18 protein-coding genes and 2 tRNA genes are annotated in these 23,898 nt (G+C 58.5%); 16 read left to right on the top strand and 4 right to left on the bottom strand.

Translation table 11 applies throughout. The annotated features are described in order from the left end of the window. Positions 1 to 168: 168 nt before the first annotated feature. The 7 genes from phoH2 (at position 169) to QP981_RS06045 (ending at position 8,467) form a co-directional block, all read left to right on the top strand. Complete coding sequence (phoH2, locus tag QP981_RS06075; RefSeq protein WP_042388806.1) at positions 169 to 1,443, top strand: RNA 5'-3' helicase PhoH2; 1,275 nt, start codon at positions 169 to 171, stop codon at positions 1,441 to 1,443. 97 nt (positions 1,444 to 1,540) lie between these two features. Continuing rightward, complete coding sequence (locus tag QP981_RS06070) at positions 1,541 to 2,677, top strand: ABC transporter ATP-binding protein (protein ID WP_069359226.1); 1,137 nt, start codon at positions 1,541 to 1,543, stop codon at positions 2,675 to 2,677. 81 nt (positions 2,678 to 2,758) lie between these two features. Beyond that, the gene (locus QP981_RS06065) at positions 2,759 to 3,970 is read left to right on the top strand and encodes a DUF4032 domain-containing protein (RefSeq protein ID WP_172620277.1); all 1,212 of its coding nucleotides are present in this window, start codon (positions 2,759 to 2,761) and stop codon (positions 3,968 to 3,970) included. Between the two features lie 525 nt (positions 3,971 to 4,495). Then, positions 4,496 to 5,779 carry an ABC transporter substrate-binding protein gene (locus QP981_RS06060; protein ID WP_502869554.1) on the top strand — a complete coding sequence of 428 codons (1,284 nt, stop codon included), beginning with the start codon at positions 4,496 to 4,498 and terminating at the stop codon, positions 5,777 to 5,779. A 179-nt stretch (positions 5,780 to 5,958) separates the two neighbouring features. Next, positions 5,959 to 6,804: a carbohydrate ABC transporter permease gene (locus QP981_RS06055; RefSeq protein ID WP_016423090.1), complete on the top strand. Its 846-nt coding sequence runs from the start codon at positions 5,959 to 5,961 to the stop codon at positions 6,802 to 6,804. 18 nt (positions 6,805 to 6,822) lie between these two features. Beyond that, positions 6,823 to 7,719 carry a carbohydrate ABC transporter permease gene (locus tag QP981_RS06050; RefSeq protein WP_042389412.1) on the top strand — a complete coding sequence of 299 codons (897 nt, stop codon included), beginning with the start codon at positions 6,823 to 6,825 and terminating at the stop codon, positions 7,717 to 7,719. Positions 7,720 to 7,834: 115 nt separating this feature from the next. Then, complete coding sequence (locus tag QP981_RS06045; RefSeq protein WP_149420826.1) at positions 7,835 to 8,467, top strand: MusI family membrane protein; 633 nt, start codon at positions 7,835 to 7,837, stop codon at positions 8,465 to 8,467. A gap of 78 nt (positions 8,468 to 8,545) precedes the next feature. Here the strand turns inward: QP981_RS06045 and QP981_RS06040 are convergent, their stop codons facing one another. Next, positions 8,546 to 9,550 carry a PfkB family carbohydrate kinase gene (locus tag QP981_RS06040; RefSeq protein ID WP_284857636.1) on the bottom strand — a complete coding sequence of 335 codons (1,005 nt, stop codon included), beginning with the start codon at positions 9,548 to 9,550 and terminating at the stop codon, positions 8,546 to 8,548. 94 nt (positions 9,551 to 9,644) lie between these two features. Here QP981_RS06040 and QP981_RS06035 point away from each other — a divergent pair, with 94 nt between their 5' ends. From QP981_RS06035 to QP981_RS06025, 3 genes are all read left to right on the top strand, one after another. Continuing rightward, positions 9,645 to 10,211 (top strand): thymidine kinase, encoded by a 567-nt coding sequence (locus tag QP981_RS06035; RefSeq protein WP_038625984.1) that lies wholly within the window; start codon positions 9,645 to 9,647, stop codon positions 10,209 to 10,211. A gap of 497 nt (positions 10,212 to 10,708) precedes the next feature. Then, on the top strand, positions 10,709 to 12,397 hold the full coding sequence (locus QP981_RS06030; protein WP_160310019.1) for an ABC transporter ATP-binding protein: 1,689 nt from the start codon (positions 10,709 to 10,711) through the stop codon (positions 12,395 to 12,397). Beyond that, positions 12,394 to 14,088: an ABC transporter ATP-binding protein gene (locus QP981_RS06025; protein WP_284857635.1), complete on the top strand. Its 1,695-nt coding sequence runs from the start codon at positions 12,394 to 12,396 to the stop codon at positions 14,086 to 14,088. Before QP981_RS06030 ends, QP981_RS06025 begins: the two co-directional genes overlap by 4 nt. 304 nt (positions 14,089 to 14,392) lie before the next feature. Here the strand turns inward: QP981_RS06025 and QP981_RS06020 are convergent. Next, positions 14,393 to 14,466 (bottom strand) — tRNA-Ile (locus QP981_RS06020). Between the two features lie 281 nt (positions 14,467 to 14,747). On the opposite strand from QP981_RS06020, the gene QP981_RS06015 reads away from it, so the two are divergent. The 4 genes from QP981_RS06015 (at position 14,748) to QP981_RS06000 (ending at position 19,847) form a co-directional block, all read left to right on the top strand. After that, positions 14,748 to 16,391: a DHA2 family efflux MFS transporter permease subunit gene (locus QP981_RS06015; RefSeq protein ID WP_284857634.1), complete on the top strand. Its 1,644-nt coding sequence runs from the start codon at positions 14,748 to 14,750 to the stop codon at positions 16,389 to 16,391. A 317-nt stretch (positions 16,392 to 16,708) separates the two neighbouring features. Beyond that, on the top strand, positions 16,709 to 18,091 hold the full coding sequence (locus tag QP981_RS06010; RefSeq protein ID WP_284857633.1) for a dicarboxylate/amino acid:cation symporter: 1,383 nt from the start codon (positions 16,709 to 16,711) through the stop codon (positions 18,089 to 18,091). 10 nt (positions 18,092 to 18,101) lie between these two features. Then, entirely contained in the window at positions 18,102 to 18,956 is an 855-nt protein-coding gene (locus tag QP981_RS06005; RefSeq protein WP_284857632.1) for a serine hydrolase domain-containing protein, read from the top strand. A gap of 267 nt (positions 18,957 to 19,223) precedes the next feature. Continuing rightward, entirely contained in the window at positions 19,224 to 19,847 is a 624-nt protein-coding gene (locus tag QP981_RS06000; RefSeq protein ID WP_284857631.1) for a DUF3145 family protein, read from the top strand. Here QP981_RS06000 and QP981_RS05995 read toward each other — a convergent pair. Beyond that, positions 19,823 to 20,188 carry an acyl carrier protein gene (locus QP981_RS05995; protein ID WP_083276308.1) on the bottom strand — a complete coding sequence of 122 codons (366 nt, stop codon included), beginning with the start codon at positions 20,186 to 20,188 and terminating at the stop codon, positions 19,823 to 19,825. The genes QP981_RS06000 and QP981_RS05995 overlap by 25 nt on opposite strands. Beyond that, positions 20,188 to 22,944, bottom strand: coding sequence for a pyruvate dehydrogenase (acetyl-transferring), homodimeric type (gene aceE / locus QP981_RS05990; protein WP_284857630.1), 2,757 nt, complete (start codon positions 22,942 to 22,944; stop codon positions 20,188 to 20,190). The genes QP981_RS05995 and aceE overlap by 1 nt, the downstream gene beginning before the upstream one ends. A gap of 276 nt (positions 22,945 to 23,220) precedes the next feature. On the opposite strand from aceE, the gene QP981_RS05985 reads away from it, so the two are divergent. Together QP981_RS05985 and QP981_RS05980 are read left to right on the top strand one after the other, a co-directional pair. Beyond that, on the top strand, positions 23,221 to 23,631 hold the full coding sequence (locus QP981_RS05985; protein ID WP_005511050.1) for a DUF3052 domain-containing protein: 411 nt from the start codon (positions 23,221 to 23,223) through the stop codon (positions 23,629 to 23,631). A 187-nt stretch (positions 23,632 to 23,818) separates the two neighbouring features. Beyond that, positions 23,819 to 23,890: transfer RNA gene (locus tag QP981_RS05980), tRNA-Val, on the top strand. The last annotated feature ends 8 nt before the right edge of the window (positions 23,891 to 23,898 follow it).

Genomic DNA, 23,898 nt, shown 5'->3' with positions numbered 1-23,898 from the left:
CGCCATTAAAAGGGCAGTGGAGTGGCCGGGCAGTGGTGCTCGGTGCTCGGCCAGTTCCTTAGGGTTCAACTTGAGGATTAGAGCCTGTAACCAACTGTGGTTCATCTGATAACCAAGCATTCATCTCACAACCACGTAATTTCTACCTCTGACTTTTAGCCTGAGGGCATGCGTACCTACGTGCTTGATACCTCGGTCCTGCTGTCCGATCCCCACGCCACCAAGAAGTTCGATGAGCACCAAGTTGTGCTTCCGCTGGTCGTGGTGAGTGAGTTGGAGGCCAAGCGCCACCACCCAGAGCTGGGGTGGTTCGCCCGAGAAGCGCTCCGTTTCCTCGAAGAGCTGCGTTACCGCTACGGCCACCTGGACCGGCCTGTGCCCGCCAATGATCTTGGCGGGTTTATGCATATTGAGCTCAACCACTCCGATCCCTCCATCCTTCCCGCAGGCTTCCGCACCGCCGAAAACGATCACCGCATTCTCGCTTGCGCCCTTAATCTTCAGCACGATGGACATGATGTCGTGCTGGTCACCAAGGACATTCCGCTTCGCGTCAAGGCTGGTGCGGTCGGCTTGCCTGCCGACGATTACCGCGCCCAGGACGTCGTTCTGACTGGGTACTCGGGAATGGTGGAAGTAGACGTCGACCCGGAGGAAATTGATCGTCTCTTCGCCAATGGGTTCCTTGAGCTCGAGCAGATCCAGGATCAGCCGCTGCACTGCGGCGTGCAGCTCAGCGCTGGTAGCCAGTCTGCGCTGGCACGGGTGAGCGCCCCGGGCGTCGTCAAGCTTGTGCGGGGCGATACGGAGGCGTTTGGCCTGAAGGGGCGGTCGGCGGAGCAGCGTGTGGCGCTTGACCTGCTGTTGGATGACTCGGTGGGGATTGTGTCCCTCGGCGGCCGAGCCGGTACGGGTAAGTCGGCGCTTGCGCTGTGCGCGGGACTGGAGTCGGTGCTGGAGCGCGGACTGCATCGCCGGATTGTGGTGTTCCGTCCGCTCTACGCGGTAGGTGGTCAGAACCTTGGCTACCTGCCAGGTAGTGAGGACGAAAAGATGAACCCGTGGGCGCAGGCTGTTTACGACACCCTGGAGGGATTGGTTTCAGACAACGTGATGGATGAGATTGCCTCGCGCGACATGCTGGAGGTACTGCCACTGACACACATTCGCGGTCGTAGCCTGCATGACAGCTTCGTGATTGTCGATGAGGCACAGTCGCTGGAGCGCAACGTACTGCTGACGGTGCTGTCGCGTCTTGGTAGCAATTCCCGGGTCATCCTTACGCACGATGTGGCGCAGCGTGACAACCTGCGCGTCGGCCGCCATGACGGCGTGCAGGCGGTGATTGAAAAACTCAAGGGCAACGAGCTTTTTGCACACATCACGCTGAAGCGCTCGGAGCGCTCGAAGATTGCGGAGCTCGTTACGGGACTACTCGATTAAGAGTAAGCTTGTGAGGCAGATACGTAGGAGCTGTTCCTGCGGTTACTTTCACTCGGATCGTTCGGCACGTACCTGCCGATGAAAGGTTTGTATTCACATGGCTACTGTGACTTTTGCTGATGCCACTCGCATTTACCCTGGTGCGACGAAGCCTTCTGTGGACAAGTTCAACTTGGAAATTGCCGATGGCGAGTTCCTGGTTCTGGTGGGCCCCTCCGGTTGTGGTAAGTCCACAACACTGCGCATGCTTGCCGGTCTGGAAGAGGTCAATGAGGGCAAGATTTTCATTGGAGATCGTGATGTGACCAATGTCTCGCCCAAGGATCGCGATATTGCGATGGTCTTCCAGAACTACGCCCTGTACCCGCATATGACGGTGCGCGAGAACATGGGCTTCGCGCTCAAGATTGCTGGTGTGGACAAGGACGAGATTGACCGTCGTGTCGAAGAAGCTGCGAAGACCCTGGATCTAACTCAGTTCCTGGATCGTAAGCCTAAGGCTCTATCCGGTGGTCAGCGTCAGCGTGTGGCAATGGGGCGTGCGATTGTGCGCAAGCCGCAGGTGTTCCTGATGGACGAGCCGTTGTCGAACCTGGACGCGAAGCTGCGTGTTCAAACCCGTACTCAGATTGCGGCCATGCAGCGTCGGATGGGTGTGACCACCATGTATGTCACCCACGACCAGACTGAGGCGCTGACCATGGGCGACCGCATCGCGGTCATTAACTTCGGTGTTCTGCAGCAGGTCGGTACCCCGCGGGAACTCTACGAAACCCCGGCAAACGAATTCGTCGCGGGCTTCATTGGCTCGCCTGCGATGAACCTGGGCACGTTCAACGTCTCTAATGGTTACGCCACGTTGGGTGAGGCCAAGATTAAGCTGCCGGAAGCCACACTTGCTGCAATCGTGCCGGAGGATCAGAACCAGATTATCGTGGGCTTCCGTCCGGAGGCATTCGACCTGGTCGAGGGGCCGGGCGATGACGTCATTCCGGTGCAGGTTAACTTGGTCGAGGAATTGGGCTCCGATGCATTCATGTATGGCGATCTCGTCGGTGGCGGAGCATTGAGCTCCGGATCTTCCTCTAACCCGGACGAAGAGGAACACGGTCAGGTGGTTATTCGTACCGCCCCGCGCACCGCGCCGCAGTTGGGCTCGGTAGTTTACGGCAAGATTCGTCCGGGCATGCTGCACCTGTTCTCGAAGTCGACTGGTATGCGCCTTCCGGCCTAAACTCTTTCGTTTAGATGAAATGAGTAGCTGGTAGGGCAGTGGGACAGTAAGACAGTTTTAGGAGCCACCGTGTCGGAAACTATGAAAATAGCCGCGACAACGGTGGCTTCAAAGCTTTTGCGCCTTCCTTGGCATATACCTCTGGAACAGTGGCCAGACGATTTGTTGGCCGCCCTACCTCAGGGAATTTCGCGGCACATTGTTCGATTCGTCAACTTGGATGACCGCGTCATTGCAGTGAAAGAAATTGGTGAGTTCACTGCTCATCATGAGTATCGAATGCTGCGTGACCTGGTCAGGCTCGGTGCTCCATCGGTTCGCCCGCTCGCGGTCATTACTGGCCGCAAGGATCCAGATGGCGAACCGTTAACTGCGGCACTCGTCACAGAACATCTCGAGTATTCGCTGCCGTATCGTGCAGTTTTTTCTCAACAGGTCACCCGCGAAACTGTGGTCCGCCTGATTGACTCGCTGGTAGTCCTGCTAGTTCGGTTACATCTCCTTGGTTTTTACTGGGGCGACGTGTCGCTGTCGAACACGTTGTTTCGTCGTGACGCAGACGCTTTCTCCGCCTACCTTGTCGACGCGGAAACGGGAGATTTGCAAGGCACACTCTCAGATTCCCGCAGGCTTTACGACGTTGACGTTGCCCATACCAACATCATCGGAGAGCTCATGGATCTGCAGGCCGGCGGATTCCTCGATCCTGAGTTGGACGTAATTGCGGTGGGTAGGCGCATTATTGAGCGTTATGAGGACCTGTGGCAAGAGCTGACGGGGGAAGAATCTATTGGTGTTGAGGAGCCTTGGCTTGTCGATGAGCGGATTCGCAGGCTCAACGACCTCGGTTTCGATGTTGGCGAGCTGAAAGTCACCAGTGATGGTGGCCGCGTTGTGTTCCGACCACGAGTGGTTGACGCAGGGCATCACCATAGGCAGTTAATGCGACTGACGGGGTTGGATGTTCAAGAACGGCAAGCGAGGCGGATGCTCAATAGTATGCAGACCTTTCGGTTGGCGGAAGGTCTTGAAGGGGTTCCGCTAGAGCAGGTTGCGCACCGATGGCTGCGTGAAGTTTTCGAGGCCACAATCCTGGCTGTGCCCGAGGGGCTGCGTGGAAGGCTGCAGGATGCGCAGGTTTTCCACGAGGTCTTGGAGCATCGCTGGTACATGGCAGAAAAACGCCGTGCGGATGTGCCGCTTCAAGAAGCGGTGCAGAGCTACGTAGACCGAGTGTTGCCCGGGCATCGCGACGAGTCCGTATATCTTCCGGCGAGCGATGAGGTCGAGTAGCTCTCTAGAAGCAGACTGTCGAGCGTACGATTATTTCAAAAGTGACAAGTAAACGACTCGCCAGGATATTATAAAAATATACATTCACGCCAAACAGGGGTGCTTTTGGTGGTCGGGTGGTTGTCGGGTCTGCGTGTGATTGTCGCGGCCAGGTGCTTACTTTGGTGCCGGTAGGCGGCTCTGTTCAGCGAAAACAGCTCGAAAACAGCTCAAATTCTAGGTGTGCTTTCGAGAGCTTTTGCTATTTTTCTCCTTTGCATTTGTTCACAGCTGGCTGAAGGCCAACCTAAATTGGTTTTGGTCAAGTAAGATTTTGGTGAGACCGAATACCCGCGTGGGTGGCGTCGAAGTTCGCATGAAAGGCTACTTCTAGCCGCAGGGCGGGATAATCCAATTAGGCCACGGCTGCTGGCAAATATTCGTCCGAATTGCTCGGAGGATGCCATTGAAGTGGCCTTTCTTCTCAAGGGAGAAAATATAGTGAAGAACTTCAAGCGCCTTTCAGCTCTGTGTGCAGCAGGCCTGATGGCAACCGCTGGTTTGGTTGCGTGCTCGAGTGATGATGCGGTTGCAGATGGTGGTGTCTACTTCCTTAACTTCAAGCCGGAGCAGGATGCCGCATATCAGAAGATTGCGAAGGCATACACTGACAAGACTGGTGTCCAGGTCAAGGTCGTTACTGCTGCTTCGAATTCCTATGAGCAAACTCTGAAGGCCGAGATTGGTAAAAAGGACGCGCCAACACTGTTCCAAGTCAATGGTCCGGCGGGCCTGCGTACTTGGCAGGAATACATGGCAGACATGTCTGACACTGAGATCGCACAAAACCTCAACGAGGGCATCGAGCCGCTGAAGGGCGAGGACGGCAAGGTATACGGCGTCCCGTTTGCAGTCGAGGGGTTTGGCCTGATCTATAACAAAGAGATCATGGACAAGTACTTCGCGCTGCCCGATGCCAAGGCCAAGAGCATCGACGAGATTAAGGCCTTCGGAAAGCTGAAGGAAGTTGCTGAGGACATGCAGGCCAAGAAGGACAAGCTGGGGATTTCCGGCACCTTCGCTTCCACCTCGCTTGCATCCGGTGAGGATTGGCGCTGGCAGACACACTTGGCCAACGGACCGGTTCATTATGAATTCGAGGACCTTGGCACCAAGGAAACCGCTGATGTGAAGTTCAAGTACAACAAGGAGTTCAAGAACCTCTTTGATCTGTACCTGAATAACTCCACTGTCGAAAAGACTCTGGCCCCGTCGAAGGCTGTGTCCGACTCGATGGCGGAATTCGCCCAGGGCAAGGCCGCTATGGTTCAGAATGGCAACTGGGCATGGTCCCAGATCAACGATGTCTCCGGCAACGTGGTCAAGCAGGACAAGATTAAGTTCATGCCTATGTACATGGGCCTGAAGGACGAGGATAAGACCGGCATCTCGGTTGGTACTGAGAACTACCTGACGGTCAACTCCAAGGCTTCGGAGGCTTCCCAAAAGGCAACGAAGGACTTCGTCAATTGGCTGTTCAACACCGATGAGGGCAAGAAGTACGTCGTCGAGGATCTCGGATTCATCGCTCCGTTCCAGAACTTCACTGAAGCCGACACTCCGAATGACCCGCTGGCCAAGGAAGTGGCCGCAGCAATTGAGAACGAGGACCTGACCACCATCCCGTGGGACTTCCAGTACTTCCCGTCGCAGCAGTTCAAGGATGATTTTGGCGCAGCGCTGGCGCAGTACGCTTCCGGAAAGATGCCGTGGGACAAGGTTGTCGAGACTTTCGCCGACAGCTGGAATGCGGAATCTCCGAACAATTAAATACCAGCAAATCAATGGTGATCCATTCCATCGGTGAGTGTGAAGCGAAAGCTTCTCGCGCATGAACAACCGACGGAATGAGTTCATCCAATGGCAAGGCGGAGCTCGGGGCTCGGTGACCTGTTAAACCGGTCTCGAGGCACCGGGCTCCGCCTTTAGCTTTAGGAGCGGTGTTGTAGATGCAAGCAACATTGAAAAAGTATTTCCCAATTTTCGTGCTACCCACGCTGATTGCCTTTGCAATCGCGTTCCTGGTGCCGTTCGTTATCGGTTTCTTCCTATCATTTACTGACTTCACAACCATCACTAATGCGCAGTGGGTTGGTATCGAGAACTACCAGAAGGCCTTTAGTGAGCGCGAGGGCTTCGTCGCCTCCTTCGGATTCACTCTCATGGTGGTTGTTGTTTCCATCATTACTGTGAACTTGTTCGCGTTCTGGATCGCATGGATTCTGACGCGCAAGCTGAAGGGCACGAACTTCTTCCGCACAGTCTTCTTCATGCCGAACCTTATCGGTGGCATCGTGCTCGGTTATACCTGGCAGTCGATGATTAACGCCGTGCTGGCATCGTACGGTACGACGATTGTGTCCGACTGGAAGTTCGGTTACGCCGGTCTGATCATCCTCATCAACTGGCAGCTGGTCGGTTACATGATGATTATCTATATTGCCGGTCTGCAGAATGTCCCACCGGAGCTCATCGAAGCTGCGGAGATTGATGGCGCCGGACGCTGGGAGATTCTGCGGCACGTTACTATCCCGATGGTCATGCCATCGATTACCATTTGCCTCTTCTTGACTCTGTCGAACACTTTCAAACTCTTCGATCAAAACTTGGCCCTGACCAATGGTGCGCCGGGTTCAGAGACAGAAATGGTTGCTCTGAACATCGTCAACACCATGTTCAACCGAATTGGTGTGGAGGGCGTTGGTCAAGCCAAGGCAGTAATATTCGTCGTCGTGGTCGTAGCGATCGCGATGCTGCAGCTGCGTGCTACTCGCAGCAAGGAAGTGGAGGCATAAATGTCTGTCGACGCTGCAATGACCACTGAAACGGCCACCAAGCTCCCCAAGGCCAAGCCCGCTAAGCAGGACGAGGCCAAGGTGGGAGGCGTATCTAAGGTCATCATCTACGCGATTCTGGTGTTTTTGACCGTCGTGTTCTTGGGGCCAATCGCGTTCATTATCTTCAACTCGTTCAAGTCCAAGTTCGCAATTTCAGATAACCCCTTCCAGCTGCCACTAGGTGACATGTGGGTCGGGTTCGAAAACTACGCCGTCGGCCTGATGAAGGAGGGCTTCGGCTGGGCGATCGTGTGGTCCTTTGTCATCACGATCCTCTCGGTTATTGCGATTGTGTTCTTCTCTGCGATGACGGCTTACTACATCACGCGAGTGAAGACGTGGTGGACCTCGCTGCTGTATTACCTGTTTGTGTTCTCGATGGTCATCCCGTTCCAGATGGTGATGTTCCCGACCGTCAAGATCGCCGACATGCTGCATTTGAACAACCCAATCGGCATCGTGGTTCTCTACTTGGGCTTTGGCTCCGGCTTGTCGGTCTTCATGTTTGCCGGCTTCATCAAGTCCATCCCGATTGACATCGAGGAAGCCGCGATGATTGATGGCGCATCTCCGATGCAGAACTACTTCCGCATCGTTTTGCCCATGCTCAAGCCGACTGCAGTGACTGTCGCCATTCTGAACGCTATGTGGGTATGGAACGACTACCTGCTGCCGTACCTGGTCATTGGCCTGTCTACTAAGTACAAGACCATCCCGGTTGTCGTGCAGAGCTTCGTTGGCTCCAACGGTAACCGTGACCTTGGCGCGATGATGGCAATGCTGGTGCTCGCAATCATTCCGATTGTGATTTTCTACGTCGCCACCCAGAAGCACATTATCGAGGGTGTTGCTGCGGGTGCCGTTAAGGGATAGCTGCCTAAGCGTTAGCGCATAGGACGCCAAGCACCGCGTTTTACGAAAGCGAAAGCCTCAACCGCGTAGGTTGAGGCTTTCGTCTGTTAATCAGCCTTTATTAGGATATGAACCCGTGGATAGATTTTTCAGCACCGATACAAAGTTCTACGCAGCCTGGTCGCTGTTAGCAGACCTTGTAATCATCAACCTGCTGATGATCGTCGCATCCATCCCGATAGTCACTGCAGGCGCCGCAACTCGCGCTGGGGTAGTGGTCGCTCGCGACATGGTCCGTGACGAAGGCTCAAGGCCCGTACGGCGCTTCTTGCGCGCACTGCTGGACAATTGGCGCACACCAACCGTGTGGTGGCTATTCACCGTGGTTCTCGCCGGAGCCATTGGCTATGAGTTCTACGTTATCTCCCGCGCGGACCTCGGCACCGTCGGCCTAATCTTCGCCGCAGGAGTTACCTCCGGGGCGCTAATACTGCTGGGAATTACCGCCTGGGTCTACTCGCTGTGCTCGCTTTCCGACGGTCAGTCGTCGCTACGCCGAACCCTGGCAACGGCCACCAGCATGACCGTCAAAAACCTGCCGCGGACTGCGCTCGCAGTTTTGGCGCTTCTCATCGTGCCCGCGGCCATATTCTTTTTCCCGGCGAAGATCTACGCGATTGCTACCTATGTCTTCCTCATCGGGTACGCGTTGAGTTGGTACTTGGTGATGCTGGCGCTTGAGCCCGTTCTGCCAGACAATGCTGGGTAGGTTCTCCCACTGGCTCCGCTGGCCCGACTGGCACTGACTTAATCGGCGCCAGCTCGAACACCAGGCTGTTGACAATTCTTAGCCCGCGTACTCTTTCACAGAGGGAAAATCCTCCGCCTCGACCATCTCCAGCAGTTTTTCGCGACGTGCAAAAGCGGAGCATGCGCCGACCGCCTGTACAGCTGCTGCGCCTGCTGCGGTGGCCAGGGGGACGGCGTCGTAAAGCGAGGTGCCCTTAGCCAGTTCCGCGGTGAGCGTGCCGACGAACGCATCACCGGAGCCAGTGCCGTCGACAATCTTCTCCTCTGGCAGCTTGAGCGCGGGGTGCTCGTAGATTGTCGGCTCGTCGTCGAGACCGTCGGAGTGCTGTGCGAAGAGACAGCCGTGGTCGCCCCGGAGCATGACAGCACTGGGGCAGTACTGCAGAAGCGCCTCGAGCTGTGCGCGGTAGTCGGTAGCGCGGATGCCCTCGGCGATGTCCAGGCGACGGATTGTTTCCCAGGCGCCCTTCATGTTGACGATCAGCGGATCTGCATGGTCAATCAGGGCAGGTGTAACGGTTACGACCGGATTGAGGTTCAGTACCAGACGCGCGCTGTACATGGATGCGACGGACGCGATGGCCTCAGTTGCTTCCGGAAGTAGCTCGCCTTGCGCGAGCACGACATCCGCTGATGCGAACTCGTCGACGAAATCGGTGGGGTCGGTTAGCGCATCGGCACCGCGCTGGACAAAAATCACCGGGCGACCCTTGCGGTTCGTTGCGACGAAAGCGCTGCCGGTCGGCAAATCCCAGGAAGTCTGAATGGAGTGGACATCTACGCCGTGTGCGTTGAGTTCCTCGACCACGAAATCCGCTGCGCGGTCCTCGCCAACAGTTCCGGCCATGATCGCACGGACACCGTTATAAGCGATAGCAACGGCCTGGTTGGCGCCCTTGCCGCCCAGCATATTCGTGCCGTCATCAACGATGAGCGTGCCACCTTCTGCGGGTACGCTATCGACCTGTACCAGGGTATCTAGGTGGATAGATCCACATACAACAACTGTTGGATTCTCATTCAGGTCAGGAATCGGCTGCATAAAAATATAGGATAGTCGGGAATTCAAATCCGTGTTGGCGGCCCGAGTTTACAGCCGTCAGAGCCCGCGAATCGATGCCCTACAATCGATGGCTATGGCAAAACTGTACTTCCGCTACGGAACCATGAACAGCGGAAAATCCATCGAGGTCCTCCGCGTCGCCCACAACTACCGCGAGCGCGATATGCGACCGTTGATCGCCAAGCCGGCCGTGGATACTTTGGCTGACGGCGACGTGCACTCCCGCATCGGCATCGCGGAACGCGCGCACCTCATTCATGACGGCGATGACCTCTCCTCGCTTGCCGACGGCCACGATTGCCTTATCATCGATGAAGCACAGTTTCTTACCCCTGACCAGGTCGATCAGTTGCTGGGCATTACCCTTCGCGGTACCCCGGTGCTCTGCTACGGTCTGCGTACCGACTTTCGCACGCATGCCTTCCCAGGCTCCCAGCGCTTGCTCGAAGTTGCCCACACCATTGAGGAAATTAAGACAATTTGCACCTGTGGGCAGAAGGCCATCTTTACTGCACGGTTGAATCCGGACGGCAGCATTATCCTCGACGGCGAAACCGTGGAAATTGAGGCACTCGAAGCGCCGAAGTACATCTCCCTGTGCGCCAGCTGTTACAACCGGATGTCGGGGAAGTGGGCGTGAGCTGCCTAGGGTAGTCCCGGGAGCTAGGAGTGGGACAAGAAAACGGGCGAAGAGGAAAAGGGACAAAAAGGGAATAGCCCCGGCAGTCGATGAACTAGCCCCCTTGACCTCCAACCCTGCCCAAAGACCGAACGCTTCGGGTGTTACTCGAAACTCACCATGGTGTCGTCAAATACGTGCTCTAAACACAAAGCGCCTACACGGGGCTTGACCTCTACGGACACCTGATCTTCTTCAGTCACACCGCGATGTCCTCGGCGGTACCGGCTGTCCACCGCTCATGGCTGTGGGTGCCTCGGAATCACCGACGTACTTACAGACGCGTTACTAGTTAGGTTAGGATAGCCTTATATAAAACAAGAGTGGTTGTCTACTGAGGAGGTAACGCAGTGTCGGACGCGACTGACGAACCCACCACGGCGCCCAAGGAGCCGACAAGTCAGCCGACGGAGGATAGTGCGAACACGGGGAAACCCGCCTGGCGCATTCTCCGCCCGGTGTCCGCCCCCATCGCCGTCGCCCTTTTGCTGCAGGTGCTCGGGAGCTTGGCCAGTGCCATTCCACTGCTGGCGTTGGTCCGGATCGTCAATGAACTACTCCTGGGCACTGACAAGGTGTGGCCAGCAGTATGGTGGTTCATCGGTGGACTCGGTGGCGCACTCGCCCTGGGGTCGCTGGCGCTGCTCATCACCCATCTGGTCGACCTGCGGCTACAGGCCGAGTTGCGCGTGCAACTGGCCGACAAGCTGAGCCGACTCCCACTGGGATGGTTCGATCAGAGCTCCTCCGGACGCGTCCGCCGCATAATCCAAGACGATGTCGCGAGCCTCCACCACCTTGTCGCCCACGCGCTGGTCGAGATCACCGCGGCGGTTCTGACACCGGTGGTCGGCGTCATCGTCGCACTGACCATCGACTGGCGACTCGGGCTGTGCTGCGTGATCAGTCCGGTGGCCTACATGGTCCTGTTCTCCGTGCTCGCGCCCGGAGACATGCGCTCTGTCATGGCCCGGATTGCCGAGTCGCTCTCCGAGGTCTCCGCCGCGGTAATCGAGTTCGTCGATGGGATCGCAGTGCTGCGCGTGTTCGGGGCTGAGGAGACTGGCTCGGCGCGCTTCACCAGGGCGTCAGACGACTTCACCTCGGAGTTCCGCACGCTTGTCACACCCCAGATGCGTGCCCACGCCATCGCTCTCACGGCCCTGGGGTTGCCGGTCGTCGCGCTGACTGTCGTCGTTCCCGGTGCTGCCATGGTCGCCGCCGGGTGGAGCGATGTCGCCGACGTCGTCGTGGTCACCATGATCGCTCTGTCGCTGCCCGCCACGCTGCTCACGGTCGGGGCCGGGCAACAACACATCAACGACGGGCTAGAAGCCGCCGGACGACTCATTACCCTTCTCGACGAGCCCGAACTCCTCGTGGCTGAACATCCCCTCGAGCCCGCCGGGACCGATGTCTCGATCGAGAACGTGACCTTCGGGTACGCGCCAGATGAGCCGGTGCTGCATGGGGTGTCGCTCACCGCACGAGAAGGATCGGTCACCGCGTTGGTCGGGGCCTCTGGCTCGGGCAAATCGACCCTCGCATCTCTCATCGCCCGCTTCCGTGACGTTGACGCCGGTGCGATCCGGATCGGCAACGTCGACGTGCGCGACATCGACCCGCACGTGCTCCATCAACACGTCGGCATCCTGCTGCAAAGCCCGAGCCTGCCTTCCATGAGCATCCGCGACAACATCGCGCTCGGGCGTCCGGGCGCGACCGACGAGGACATCCAGCACGCCGCCTCCCTAGCGGCGATCGACGCGCGGATCCGCGAACTACCCCGCGGATACGGCAGCGTTGTCGGAGAAGACGCTCGGCTCTCCGGCGGTGAGACCCAGCGCGTGGCCATCGCGCGGGCCATCCTCGCCGACCCTCACGTGCTCATACTCGACGAGGCCACCTCCGCGATCGACCCCGAGAATGAGGCCGCGATCGGGCAGGCCCTCGCCGAACTGACCCGGGGACGCACGGTCATCATGATCGCCCACCGCCTTGGCACGATCACCCACGCAGACCAGATCGTCGTCCTCGACCAAGGGCGAATCGTCGAACAAGGCGAACACGAATCCCTGCTCGCCGCCGATGGGCAGTACGCCGCGCTATGGCGCAACCAGGCCGCCGTCACGGGAGGTGCTCGATGATCACGCAGATTGAACGGATCGCTGGACAAGAAGGACGCTCAACACTCCAGCGATTCACAGCAGTGGCTGTGGCGGCCGGAGTCGCACAGGGACTGTCACTGGCATGTCTGGTCCCAGTACTGGCCCACCTGGCCCAGGAGACTTTCAGCTCGACGCTCTGGTGGTTGATCGCAATGGTGGTTTGCGCCGGCGTCCATGCCCTACTCACGGTGTGGGTCACGCGCGGGAGCGTCGATTTGACCATGTCTCTGATGTCGTCGATGCATCGCCAACTGGCGCGGCAGCTCATGCGTCTGCCGATGGGGTGGTTCGATGGCGGGTCCGCAGCCAACGCCTCACGGCTCTCGGTCCGCGGCACAATGTTCGTCGCCACCGCGATCGGCGACGTGCTTGCTCCGCTCATCGGTTACGTGGCGACTCCGTTGACTCTAGTGCTCGTGACCTTCTTCCTTGACTGGCGGCTGGGACTCTCGCTCGCCGTCGGGGTCCCGCTCGTGTACGCCTCGACTGTGCTGGCTCGCTCCTGGAGTGCCCGGGCCGACGCCCGACTCACCACCGCGGAACACCGCACGGATGCCGCGCTGCTCGACCTGGCCAAGCACCAGACGGCGCTGCGCGGGGCGCGAGTGGCAGGTTCTGGCTATGCACCCCTGGCATCTTCACTTGACCGACAACGTCGCCTCGGTATGTCGGCCCAGCTGGCCTCCGCCGCATCGATGATTGTCCAGAGTGTCGTGGTACAGACGGTCTTTGGCGCTGTGGTCACCGTGGCCGTATGGCGCAGTCTCGGCGGTGTGGACCCGCTCGTGATGATCGGTCTTATCCTGATCGTCACCCAGGTAATGGGCCCCCTCCGCACACTTTCTGAACTCGGCACGGCGCTGCGCCGCATGAATCGTGAACTCGACCAGGTGGTCAATTTGCTAGACGAGCCGGGGCTACCGGAACCCGAGCAGCCAGTCCCAGCACCGACGCATCCGCCGGAGATTGCGATTGACGCAGTGCGCTTCGGCTACGGAGACGCGATGGTGTTTGATGATCTCAATCTGACTGTTGCGCCGGGATCAGTTACTGCCATCGTCGGGCCATCCGGGTCGGGCAAGACCACGCTCACTCGCTTGATCGCCCGCTTCCATGACGTGGACGCAGGGGCCGTGCGGCTCGACGGCGTGGATGTTCGCGACATGGCCAGTGCCGATGTCCTCGGGGCAACGTCGTTGGTGTTCCAGGACGTCTATCTCCTTGACGACACCCTGCGCGCGAACGTGTTGCTCGGTCGTCCAGAAGCCACGGACGCCGAGGTGAACGCCGCCGCGAAAATAGCTCGGGTCGACGAGATCGTCGATCGCTTGCCACAAGGGTGGGCGACCCGCGTCGGTGAAGGTGGCAGACTGCTCTCGGGCGGCGAGCGGCAGCGTGTGTCAGTGGCCCGCGCTGTGTTGAAGCGAGCGCCTGTGTTACTGCTGGATGAGGCGACCTCATCGCTCGACGCGTCCGCCGCCGTGGCTGTGCAGGAGGCACTGCGCGAACTCAGCGGATTGGCGACAGTGCTAGTAATCGCGCATCAGGAGCACACGTTGGCGGCTGCCGATCAGGTCGTTATGTTGGACGGCGGGCGCGTGGCCGCAGCGGGGACGCATGAGGATTTGCTAGATTCGTCGCCGGCCTATGCCCGGCTGTGGGCTCGATAGTGATAGCTAACTCGGTAACCCAAGTCAGGCGTGCCGAACGCCCGCAATGGGGGACCGAGCGGTCTTCCAGGGCTCGACACATCATCGACCCAACGGCCAACTACCAAAAGAAAACCAACATAGAGGACTTCGCCCCACGCCGCTCACCACCCACCTGCCGGAGTAACCCCACCGCCTAAAAGTGTCAAAAATGTCATGAGACATCTTGGCAAGCAGGTTGCGAGACAGCAGCCCCCAAAATCGGCGCTGGGAAGCGGAAACGTCCCACAGCACACTGTCAAGAATGCTGCGAGACTTCACATCGTGCCCCCAGCAGGGCTCGAACCTGCGACAAAAGGATTATGAGTCCTCTGCTCTAACCGACTGAGCTATAGGGGCAAGGATTTGGCACTGTGCAGTGGCAATTAAGCACTATGAACCAATGCCCAAAACCTCATAGCATCATAGCAATCTGCCACCGTGCGGTGATAAAAGCCCTATAGCCAGCGACTCTGGGAGCAGTTACACAGGCCCAATGAATCTGTCCCTCGTTCTCAATGACCTCATCTCCCGGGTGGGATGAAGCAAGCTGCCTCCCCATCCTCAACGAACCAAAGCCCCCGCAAAGTTACGACTTTCGGTTGATGAATCAGTGCTTGGACACTTCTAGCATTAATCCTATGAGTACAAAACCTCCCTTGAGCAGCGCCGACGTCTCAGCCGACGCACAAACCGGTGCCACAGCGAAAGCGAAGGGCACCCCCGTCATGGCAATCGCCAACGAGGATCAGATCGCTGAGTTCGGGGCCTCGCCACAGCGGTGGTGGGGGTTGCTCGTGCTCGCGGTTGGCCTCGGCATGATTGTCCTGGACGGCACCATCGTTGGTGTTTCATTGCCGACCATCATTTCGGAGCTGGGGCTCGACATCGTCGGCGCGCAGTGGATTACCACTATCTACTCCGTCGTTTTCGCCGCACTACTCCTGACCTCTGGCCGCGCCGGCGACCGCTTCGGCCGCCGAACACTTTTCCTCGTCGGTCTGGTCATCTTCACGGTCGGCTCCGTCGTGGCCGCACTTTCCACAGCCTTGGCGCCACTGGTCATTGCCCGCGTCATCCAAGGCATTGGTGGCGCGTGCATTCTGCCATCAACACTGTCCAGCGTGAACGCACTATTCCGTGACAAAGATCGTGCCACCGCATTCGGCATTTGGGGCGCGGTCATGTCAGGTGCGGCAGCAGTCGGCCCACTCCTGGGTGGTGTGCTTACGCAATTCGCTGGTTGGGAAGCCATCTTTTGGGTCAATGTGCCCATCGCAGTGGTACTTTTCGTCCTTGCGCTGCGCTGGGTGCCGAACACCGCAGGCGATACCAATGGCGCGGGTGGCTTCGATGTCCTGGGGCTGGTGCTGTCTGGAATCGGCTTTGGTGCCGTGGTCTTCGGCATCATTCAGGGCGCCAAGATAGGGTTTGCTTTTCCCTCCGCACCCGTCGTCACGCTCTTGGTTGGTGCGGTGGTGCTTGTCGCCTTCGTGCTGTGGGAAAACCGTCGTCGGAAGAACGCGGATTCTGCGCTGTTGGACGTGTCGATGTTCTCCTACGCCACGTTTAGCTGGGGGAATACCACGGCGATGCTCGTCGCGGTGGGTGAGTTCGCGCTGGTCTTCGTGCTGCCGCTCTACTTGGTGTCGGCGATTGGCTTGTCGACGATCGCAACCGGCCTGGTTCTTGCAGCGATGGCTCTCGGTGCGTTCTTCGCAGGTGCCATGGCGCGTCATTTGGCAGCTCGGATTACCCCGGCCGGTGTGGTGATTGTGGGCCTTGGTCTCGAGGTCTTTGGTTCGCTGCAGTTGGCGGCAGAAGAGCGCGTTAATCTGCCACTGTGGCTCGTTGTATTTGCATTGATTGTCTACGGTCTCGGTCTTGGTTTGGCTTCGGCGCAGCTGACCTCGTTGGTGCTTGGCGATATTCCAGTGCGGCTGTCGGGGCAGGCATCGGCAACGCAGTCGACAATTCGGCAGATTGGTTCGGCGCTCGGTGCTGCGCTCGGTGGTATGGCGCTGACGATTGGGCTAGATCGCGAGATCGCGAAGCTGTCGCCGGGCCTGGAGCAGATGGGGCAGGGGCTGAAGGATTCCGCTGGCTCGATGCTGATTGGTCTGCGTGCGCAGGGTGCTCCCGACGGTGTGTTGGTGCCGCTGACAAATGCGTTTGCACATGCCACGCAGTTTGCGCTGTATTCCGCTGTCGGCGCGTTGACTATTGGCTTCCTCTGCTCGCTGAAGGTACTGCAGTTGCGCAGGCAGGCTGAGAAATCGAATTAGCGATGTGGAATATTCGGGTGAGGGGCCGTGTTGGAAATTGGTGTCACAACATCAATCGTGGCAGTCTTATCGTTTGTCTCTTAACCGGACTTGCTAGATAGAAATGACCAACATGAAAATGCTCACAAAGCGGCGTTGGCTCGATTACGGCCGAATCTCCACTTCCTCCTGTCGCTAAACACTTCGGGGCTTCCGCCTCGCTGCGCCTGTCTCTTCGAGGCTGAGCTCAGCGGCCTCGGATCCCGTCGCGCGCATTTGTCAGACGGCATAAGGCGCGGCACAAGTGTTTTCAGAGAAATAAAACTCCAGGAGGAAAAGTGAATAAATTTAAATGGGCGACCGGCTTCGGTGCCCAAGTTGTCTATGGCCTGATTATTGGTCTCATTTTGGGCTTCATGGCCCGCAGTACTGGCGATGACTCCTCGCTGCGCACAGCGCTCGACGAGGTCGGCAGTACCTACGTCACGCTGTTGAAGCTGCTCATCCCGCCACTAGTTGTCACCGCAGTCGTAGTGTCGATTGCCAACCTGCGTCAGGTCGCAGGTGCAGCCAAGCTGGCTGTTTCGACACTGATTTGGTTTGCCATTACGTCCTTTGTATCGGTGGTCATCGCCATCGTGCTGGGCTTGGTCATCAAACCGGGCGTTAACTCTGGTGTGGATGCCTCGGCAGCGCAAGAGCCGAGTTCCGTGGGCTCCTGGTGGGGATTCCTGCAGAGCATTGTCCCGCAGAACTTCCTCGGCCTTGGCGTGAAGATCAGCGAATCTGACGGTGCTGTATCTGGATCGCTGAACTTCAACGTCCTGCAGCTGCTGGTCATCGCGATTGTCTTCGGTGTCGCCGCAGTGAAGGTTGGCCCGAAGGCTGAGCCATTCATCGAGTTTTCCGGCTCTCTTTTGACCATCGTGCAGAAGGTCCTGTGGTGGGTCATCCGTCTGGCACCGATTGGTACCGCAGCCCTCATCGGCCACGCCGTCGCTGAGTATGGCTGGGAAGCGCTCGGCAGCCTGGGCAAGTTCGCCATTGCTATTTACGTTGGCCTGTTCCTGGTCATTGCAGTCGTGTACCCAGTTGTGCTGAAGATTCATGGCATTAGCCCAATCGACTTCTTCCGTCGCGTCTGGCCAGTGACCTCGCTCGGCTTCTTCACCCGTTCGTCTATGGGCGTCATGCCAGTCACTGAGCGCGTTGTCTCCCGTCGTCTGGCAGTGCCGGATGAGTACGCCTCCTTCGCCGTACCGCTGGGCGCCACCACGAAGATGGATGGTTGCGCCGCCATTTACCCGGCTATCGCGGCTATCTTCGTCTCGCAGTTCTACGGTGTGCCGTTGGACTTCACGGACTACCTGCTCATCATCTTCGTCTCCGTTATTGGTTCGGCTGCAACTGCTGGTACCACCGGCGCTACCGTCATGCTGACCCTGACCCTGTCGACCCTTGGCCTGCCACTTGCCGGCGTCGGCCTCCTGCTGGCTGTCGAGCCGATTGTGGATATGGGCCGCACTGCGGTGAACGTTACCGGTCAGGCCGTGGTCCCGTTGGTCGTCGCAAAGCGTGCGGGAATCTGGGACAAGGACGAGTGGGACGCCAGCGCCAACGCCGACCTGTCGCCAGCCGACGAGTCGGACGACGAGGCTGCAGACGCGCCTGCTGAGAAGTCCGAGTCCGTCGAAAAGTCCGCGTCCGCCGCGCTTGCGTAGTCTTGAGACCATGACTTCTTGGAAGCCCTCTGTTCTTGCGCAAGTTGATCAGTGGCCAGTTGACACGGTCGCGGCTGCCGTGCGTGCCGATGATGGCAGTTGGCACACCCACGGCGATAGCGGTCGCGTTTTTGAGCTCGCCAGTGTGACCAAGTTGCTAGCCGCCGTGGGAATGCTTGTGGCCGTCGAAGAGGGCGCGGTGGAGCTCGACCAAGAGCTCACGCCACCCGGTCACGGCGCGACCGTGCGTCACCTTCTGGCACACGCCGGCGGGGTGGGGTTTGCCAGCCGTGAGCTGGAAAAAGAACCAGGGGAGCGACGCATTTACTCCTCCGCGGGCTTTGACATCATCGCCGATGCCATCGCTGCGGAAGCAGAGATGCCGTTTACTGAATACCTGCGCCAGGCCGTGTTTGAGCCGCTGGGGATGGCGGATTCCGTACTGGATGGCTCGGCAGGGCATGGCGCGCGCAGCAGTGTCGCTAATCTCATGGCCTTCGTCGATGAGGTTCTCGCCCCGACTCTGCTGCATCCCGATACCGTGACCGAAGCGTTGACGGTGCAGTTCCCGGGCCTCAATGGTGTGGTGCCGGGCTATGGTATGCAACGTCCGGCCGATTGGGGCCTGGGCTTTGAGATCTTCGGGCACCCCGATTCCAAGCAGGGGCTGTGGTTTGGTGTTTCGATGCCCAAGGACGTCGCTGGCCACTTCGGGCAGGCGGGTACGTTTCTGTGGCTGCATCGTCCAACCGGACGGGCGGCGATCGCCTTGACCGACCGAGCTTTCGGGGAGTGGGCAAAGCCGCTGTGGACTGACTTCAACGATGAACTATGGCGTGAACTGGAAGAACACGCTAAAGATTAAGGGGATATGAGCTAAGTCGGCGTCGCTTGCGGCGTCGATTTTTCGTATCAGCGCTAAATCACATCTGGGGGATTAAGGACAACTTGAGGGTTGCCAGCAGCCGTCTCGGAAATAACAATCATAAACACGTGCAACGCAAACCTCAGAAGTGTTGTTTTACCGCAGTGCTTTTTCTGCAGTGTGGCAAGTGTCGTTGGATGAGTTCGTAGGGGAAGACGAATCTCGTCTTACACCAATTGACCGCAACTTTTCCGAGGACCTTCGTCTATGCGCACCCAACTTTCAGGCGTCCTGTGGATTCACAGCATGCCAGGGCCGCTGCAACCACACATCACGTGGGCGCTGGCCCGACTCAGCATGCCCGATGGCACTAAGCCAGGCCGGGATATTTGGCGTGCGACCGACCAGGATGCCACTTTGTGCGCCGAGGTGCCTTTCACTGCAAGTGCTGACACCATCGCCACACTGGTGGACAACCTGGCTAGGTGGCCGCGCCTCTATTTCGAGCTGGCGCAAGACCCAGCCGTGGATGATGACGGCTACGCCATCGATGGCATGCGCTACTGCCATACCCCGCAGCTGGGGACTTTCGCCGGACAGACCGATGCCGCCGGAAACATCGTGGTCAACGAAGACGCGCTGCGTTCCATCATGGCACGCGGCGGCGACATCGCAGGCGCCCTCGACGCGGCCATCGGCGGGCCGTGGGACCGCGTGCTAGAGCCGATGCGCATGATGACGGCAGGCTACGCCCCCGAAGAGTGCTTTACGACGTCCACCCCTGCCGGGCCCGACAGTGCCAGCGGCAACTCGACCGCTGGCAACGCAGACTTCGGTGGGGTAGAGGCAGCTAACGTGCTGCAGCTCTACCCGCGCCGGGCGGCGATGTAGTCAACTACATCGCCAAGGGTCTTAAACGAGGAAATATCCTCGTCCTCAATGCGGACTCCCAGCTCTTCCTCACAGCGGACGGCCAACTCTACGACGCTCAAGCGGTCAAAGCCGTAGTCGGTCAGCGAAGTGGAGAGCTCCAGGGACTCCACCTCGTCGTTAGCCATCTTTTTGACGATTGCCGCGACCTCTCCGTGAAGACCTGCGGGCAGGTCAGCGTCGGCGGAACCCTTCTTCGAACCCGCGTTCGCTGCATTGGGTGAGGCATCGTCAGCGTCACCGGCTCCGGTGACCTGTGTGCCCAGTAGGGCGCTGAGCTGATCTCCAAGGCTAGAGGTCATTATTCAGCGTCCTGAGCGGTTGCGGTTGGATTGGTAATCTGCAGCTCTTCGGCTGCTTCCTGGGCGACACTCTTGTCGAGCTTGCCAGCGCGTGCCAGTGCGGCCAGGGCCGCAACAGCGACTGACTCGCCGTCGGAGTTGAAGTAGCGGCGAGCGGCCGGACGGGTATCCGAGAAGCCGTAGCCATCGGTGCCGAGGACGGTGTAGTCACCTGGAACCCACTTGCGAATCTGCTCCGGGACCGCACGCTGGAAGTCAGTCACTGCGATGAATGGCCCATCGGTGTCGGACAGCTGGCGGGTAACGAAGGCGTCTTCGACCTCTTCAGCCGGGTTGTGCAGACGCTCAGTGTCACGCTCGTGTCCATCGCGAGCCAGCTCATTCCACGAGGTCACCGAGTAAATCGAGGAAGCCACGCCGTAGTCTTCCAGGATGTCTGCGGCACGCAGCGCCTCCTGCATGCCAATGCCGGAAGCCAGCAGGTTGACATGCTTGTCGCCCTCAGCCTTGCGGAAGCGGTAGATACCGCCAAGCAGCCCCTCGACATCGAGATCTTCTGGGACAGCCGGCTGCGAAGTCGGCTCATTGTAGATAGTCAGGTAGTAAATGACATCTTCGCCGCGCTCCGGACCATACATGCGGTCGATACCGTCGCAGACGATGTAAGCAATCTCGTAGCCGAATGCTGGGTCGTAGGAGACCACGGACGGGTTCGTAGCTGCCAGCAGCTGGGAGTGACCGTCCATGTGCTGCAGGCCTTCACCTGTCAGCGTCGTGCGACCGGCGGTGGCGCCGAGTAGGAAGCCGCGGGACATTTGGTCACCGGCAGCCCAGATGGAGTCAGCCGTGCGCTGGAAACCGAACATCGAGTAGAAGATGTAGAGCGGAATCATGGCCACGCCATGGGTGGCGTACGCCGAGCCGACAGCGGTAAACGACCCCACAGAGCCCGCCTCGGAAATGCCCTCGTGCAGAATCTGACCGTCCTTCGCTTCCTTGTAGGACAGCATCAGTTCATGGTCGACCGGAGTGTAGTTCTGGCCGTGCGGGTTGTAGATCTTCAGCGTCGGGAACCAGGAGTCCATGCCGAAGGTGCGGGCCTCATCAGGGATGATAGGCACGAAGCGGTCCTTGAGATCCTTATCGCGCATCAGGTCCCTGAAAACACGCACCGTCGCCATAGTGGTGGCAACCTTTTGCTTACCTGATCCCTTGAGGAGGTTTTTCAGGGTTTCCGGCTTTGGCGTTGTCAGTGGTTCGTAGCTAGTGCGACGCTCCGGCACGAAACCGCCGAGTTCCTTGCGGCGCTCCAGCATGTACTGCACTTCCTCGGACTCTGTGCCCGGGTTGTAGTACGGCGGCAGGTAGGGATCCTTCTCCAGCTCCTCGTCGGAGATCGGAATGCGCTGGTTATCGCGGAAAAGCTTCAGATCATCGAGCGTCAGCTTCTTCATCTGGTGGGTCGCGTTGCGGCCCTCGAAGTTATGGCCGAGGCCATAGCCCTTAACCGTGTGCGCCAGAATGACGGTCGGCTGATCCTTGGTCTCCAAGGCTTTCTTGTAGGCAGCGTAAATCTTGCGGTAGTCGTGGCCACCGCGACGGAGGTTCCAAATCTCCTCGTCGGTCATGTCCTCGACCAGCTTGGCAGTGCGCGGGTCACGGCCGAAGAAGTGCTCGCGCACCCAAGCGCCGTTGTTAGCCTTCAGCGTCTGGTAGTCGCCATCGCAGAACTTATTCATCAGGTCGACTAGTGCGCCGTCCTTGTCCTTAGCGAAGAGCTCGTCCCACTCGCGGCCCCAAACGACCTTGATGACATTCCAACCAGCGCCGCGGAAGAACGACTCCAGCTCCTGGATGATGCTGGTGTTGCCGCGCACCGGACCGTCGAGGCGTTGCAGGTTACAGTTAATGACGAATGTCAGGTTATCCAGGTTGTTCAGCGCCGCATGCTGAATGGCGCCACGAGATTCCGGCTCGTCCATTTCGCCGTCACCGAGGAAGGCCCAAACGTGCTGCTGGGAGGTGTCCTTGATGCCGCGGTCATGCAGGTAGCGGTTGAAGCGTGCCTGGTAGATGGCGTTGAGCGGACCAAGGCCCATGGACACCGTCGGGAACTCCCAGAATTCTGGCATGCCATGCGGGTGCGGGTAGGAGGGAAGGCCCTTGCTCTTGCCGAGGGAGACTTCCTGACGGAAACCGTCGAGGTCCTCTTCGGTCAGACGCCCCTCTAGGAATGCGCGGGCGTACATACCCGGCGAAGCGTGGCCCTGGAAGAAGACGTGGTCACCGCCGCCTGGGTGGTTTTTGCCGCGGAAGAAGTGGTTAAAGCCGACCTCGTAAAGCGGTGCGGCGCCCGCATAGGTGGAGATATGTCCGCCCACGCCGATACCCGGACGCTGTGCGCGATGGACCATAATTGCCGCATTCCAGCGAATCCACTTGCGGTAGCGGCGCTCAATGTCCTCATCGCCTGGGAATTCTGGCTCCATCTCAGTTGGGATGGTGTTGACGAGGTCTGTCGAGGTCAGCGGCGGTAGAGCCACGCGCTTTGCCGTGGCACGTTCCAGCAGCCGCAGCATGAGGAAACGTGCGCGCTCCGGACCTGCCTCTTCTAACAGTCCGTCGAGAGACTCAAGCCACTCCTTGGTCTCTTCAGGATCTGCATCCGTGAGATAGGAGGCGACCCCATCACGGATAAGGGCAAAGTTTGACTCATCAGAGTGGGCTTGTGGCGTACCCGACGAGGTATCGGACATTGTGAGCTCCTTTCAGTCCCTGAAGGAAAGGCAAAGGTTATTTTTCTCCACTCTACGTCTGAATCGTTTGTTGTGCCCCTAGCCGTTTCTTGCACACGCTTTCACCGAACAATCCGCTCCGCTTTACGACGAACATTGCGAAGAACACTGCGAAAACTGCACCTTTTTGGGGAAATTCTTATTTTGCAGCTGTGAAAAATGTATTTGAGCGGTAAAATTTCCCCACATAGCTCGAAAAATCGAGCTGAATATTTTTTCTAGAGGAGGAAAAGGGAAGTGGTCAACGCCACAGGCGCTGCTCATGAATATGCGAGCAGGCTCGGCATCAAGGAAGGTCAGCTAGTCCAGGAGGTTGGCTGGGATACGGACTGTGACTCAGCAATCAGTGAGTCGGTCGAGAATTTCCTGGATGCAGACCTGCTCGACGAAGACACGGATGAGGTTGTCGACGTCGTATTGCTGTGGTGGCGTGAAGAAGACGGCGACTTGGTCGATGGTCTTGTGGATGCTTCCCGCCCTTTGGAGGATGAAGGCCGCGTTTGGTTGCTCACGCCGGGTGCTGGTCAGCCGGGTGCCATTGATCCTGGCGTGATTGATGAGTCCGCACAGCTTGCTGGTTTCTCCAATACCTCGGCGCTTCGTCTGGGGGATTGGCAGGGCAATTGCCTGGTGCAGCGCTCTAGCTAGCCGGTTCTAGCTGATTGGCTTTAGCTAATCAGCTAAATTTGGCCACTAGCTGAGCTGTTGCTGGGTAGGGCTGCCGTGAGGCGGGCTGTCGTCGTTGAGAAAGTCTGCTTAAATAAACTGGATAAACGCTGTGTGTAGTGCGAAATTGGCAATCTATGTTTGCCGTGTGTTAAAGTTTCGCAGCAGCGCGGCGATAGCTCAGCGGTAGAGCTCTGGTTTTACACACCAGCGGTCGGGGGTTCGAAACCCTCTCGCCGCACAGTCATA

Origin of the sequence: Corynebacterium sp. MSK047 (genome assembly GCF_030232285.1) — a bacterium.
In the GTDB taxonomy this organism is placed as follows: Bacteria; Actinomycetota; Actinomycetes; order Mycobacteriales; family Mycobacteriaceae; genus Corynebacterium; species Corynebacterium jeikeium_D.
This window is presented reverse-complemented; position numbering and strand designations above follow the sequence as displayed.